Here is a 3,449-nt window from a genome sequence, read left to right on the forward strand (position 1 = left end):
CCCTTCCCCAGGGCTCGGCCGACGGGCCGTCGGCAGGTCCGCACCCGCCCCCTTCACCCGCTCGGACCCCCGTCACCTGTCCGTACCGTTAGTGTGGGGCCCCGTCCGAGACGCGCCAACGCCCCGCCGGGGCGCGCGTGTACACCGATGCAGCCCCCGGGGATACGCCCCCGGACCCGGCCGGAGGGCCCGTACCTCGATGTCCGTGCACAGCCACTCCGCGGCGCCGAACGCGGCCGCCGCCCCAGAGTTCCCCCGGCACGTCGTCACCGCCGTGCTCGTCTCGCACGACGGCGCCCGCTGGCTGCCCGACGTACTGGCCGGGCTGCTCGGGCAGGAACGCCCCGTACAGAACGCCGTCGCCGCCGACACCGGCAGCGCCGACGACTCGGCCCGGCTGGTCACCGAGGCGCTCGGCGACGAACGCGTCCTGCACCTGGCACGCCGCACGAGCTTCGGTACGGCTGTCGACGAGGCGGCCCGCACGGCCGGTGTCCTCACCCCGGACGACCTGCCGTACCTCAAGCGCCCCGGCGGCTGGGACCCGGCCACCCGCACCTGGGTCGACGAGAACTACGACCTCCCCGAGCTGCCGCACGGCGAACCGGTCCAGTGGCTCTGGCTGCTGCACGACGACTGCGCACCCGAGCCGGACGCGCTCGCCGAGATGCTGCGGGTCGTCGACACCGATCGGCACGCCACCATCGTCGGACCCAAACTGCGCGGCTGGTACGACCGCAAACAGCTCCTGGAAGTCGGCGTCTCCATCGCCAACAGCGGACGCCGCTGGACGGGGCTCGACCGCCGCGAGCAGGACCAGGGGCAGCACGACCAGGTCCGTACCGTCCTGTCCGTCTCCTCCGCCGGCATGCTCATCCGCCGCGATGTCTACGAGGAGCTCGGCGGCTTCGACCGCGGGCTCCCCCTGATGCGCGACGACGTGGACCTGTGCTGGCGCGCCCACCTCGCCGGGCACCGGGTCCTCGTCGCCCCGGACGCCGTCCTGCGGCACGCCGAGGCCTCCGCCCGCGAGCGCCGCCCCATCGACTGCGCCGGCCGCTCGGTCGCCAGCCCGCACCGCGTCGACAAGGCGGGCGCGGTCTACACGATGCTCGTCAACGCCCGCGGCAAGGCCCTGCCCTGGGTCATGCTCCGGCTCGTCGTCGGCACCCTCCTCCGTACCCTCGCCTACCTCGTCGGCAAGGTGCCGGGACAGGCCCTCGACGAGGTCACCGGCCTGCTCGGCACCCTGCTGCGCCCCGGCCGCATCCTCGCAGCCCGCCGCAACCGCGGAAAGGGCGTCGTCGACGCGGCAGAGCTGCGCGCACTGTTCCCGCCGCCCGGCGCGACCGTCCGGGCCACCGTCGACCAGGTCGCGGGCAACTTCGGTGGCCGTACGGACGCCGACGCGGGCGGCTCGCGGCACGGGGCCGTCGAATCCGGGCCCGGCGGCGACGACGCCGACTTCCTCGAAGTCGACCAGTTCGCCCGCCTCAAGCGCATCGGCCGCAAACCGGGACCCGTCCTCTTCGCGCTGCTCCTGATCGTCTCCCTCGTCGCCTGCCGCAACCTCCTCAGTGGTGGCGCACTGGCGGGCGGCGCCCTGCTGCCCGCCCCCGCCGAGGCCGGTGCGCTCTGGGAGCGGTACGCGGACGCCTGGCACACCGTCGGCACGGGCGGTACCCAGACCGCCCCGCCCTACCTCGCCGTGCTCGCCGCCCTGTCGGCCCTGTTCCTCGGCTCGACCGGCCTAGCCGTCAGCGTGCTGCTGGTCTGCTCGATCCCGCTGGCCGGGCTCACCGCCTACTTCGCCTCCCGCCCGCTGCTGCCCTCCCGGCTGCTGCGGGCCTGGGCGAGCATCGCGTACGCCTTCCTGCCCGCCGCGACCGGCGCCCTGGCCACCGGCCGCCTCGGCACCGCCGTCCTCCTCGTCCTGCTCCCGCTGATCGCCCGCGCGGGCGTCGCCGCCCACGGGCTGCGCGTGGACAGCGCGGCGGGGGAGCGCGGCAGCTGGCGCGCCACCTGGGCGTACACGCTGCTGCTGACCGTCACCATGGCGTTCACCCCGATCGTCTGGCCGCTCGCCGTGGTCCTCGGGCTCGGCGTGCTGGTGCTGCGGCGCGGCGACATCACCGCGTACGGACTCCGCTTCGTCGCCGCGGTCGGCACCCCGGTGCTGGTCCTCGCCCCCTGGTCGATCGGCCTTCTGACGAACCCGTCCGCGCTCCTGACCGAAGCCGGCCTGGACATCGGTACGGGGACGGCTTCGGGCCTCGACCTGCTCGGCATCAGTCCCGGCGGCCCCGGTGCGGCGGGCGGTATCCTGCTCCTCGGTATCGTGCTGGCCGCGCTCGCCGCCCTGCTGCGCGAGGAGCGGCAGTTCGCCGTCCGCACCGCCTGGGCGGTCGCGCTCGTCGGCTTCCTCTTCGCCGCCGTCGCCAACGGATCCACCTGGGCTGGACCCGCCACCCTCGTCCACGGCACCGCCCTGATCGCCGCCGCCTTGGTGGGCGCGGACGGGGCCCGTATCCGGGTCGCCGAGCAGAGCTTCGGCTGGCGCCAGCCCGTCGCCGCACTGATCGCGCTGGCCGCCGGACTGGCCCCGGTCCTGGCCGCGGTCGGCTGGATGATCGGCGGCGCGGACGGCCCCCTGGAGCGGCGCGACCCCGTCCAGGTGCCCGCCTTCGTGGCTGAGGAGAGCACCACCCGCGACCAGCCGCGCACCCTCGTCCTGGGCGGCACCTCGTCCGACTCCGTGGCGTACAGCCTGGTCCGCGGTTCGGGCGCCCGCCTCGGCGACGGCGAACTCACCGAGGCCGTCGGCGGCAACAGCCACCTCGACAAGGTCGTCGCCAACCTCGTCGCCGGCTCCGGCGCCGACCAGGGCGGCCAGCTCAGCGGCTTCGCGATCCGCTACGTCCTCGTCCGGGACGGAGCACCGCGCGAGATGAGCCGGGTCCTCGACTCGACCCCCGGCCTCAGCCGCCTCAGCCAGCTCGACGGCAGCGCCCTGTGGCGGGTGGACCGCCAGGTCGCCCGCGTCATGATCACCCCCGCGTCCGGTGAGGGCGAGCACCTTCCGGTCGGTTCGGCCGCCGTCGAGGCCCACTCCGAGATCCCGTCCGGCGAGGCGGGCCGCGTGCTGCGGATCGCGGACGCCGCCGACCCGGGCTGGACGGCCACCCTGGACGGCAAGCCCCTGACCCGCAAGACCGTCGACGGCTGGGCCCAGGGCTTCGAACTGCCCGCGGCCGGCGGCCGCCTGGACCTCACCCACGACGCCCCGATCACGCACACCGCGTGGATCTGGGCGCAGGCCGGGCTGCTCGTGGTCCTGGTGGTCATGGCCCTGCCGGGCCGCCGCCGGGAGATCGACGACGACCTGCCCGAGGAGGCGCTCGCCGTCGCCAAGCTGCACTGACACCCGCGTCCGCATTCCGCCTCGCGAC

General features: G+C 75.2%; 1 pseudogene. It reads left to right on the forward strand.

Annotated features, from left to right (window positions below):
• Positions 1 to 199 precede the first annotated feature (199 nt).
• Positions 200 to 3,409: pseudogene (locus B9S58_RS02300) on the forward strand (glycosyltransferase family 2 protein); the annotation flags it as partial.
• Positions 3,410 to 3,449: the final 40 nt, after the last annotated feature.

This window comes from Streptomyces sp. SM11 (assembly GCF_002910905.1).
Classification (GTDB): Bacteria; Actinomycetota; Actinomycetes; order Streptomycetales; family Streptomycetaceae; genus Streptomyces.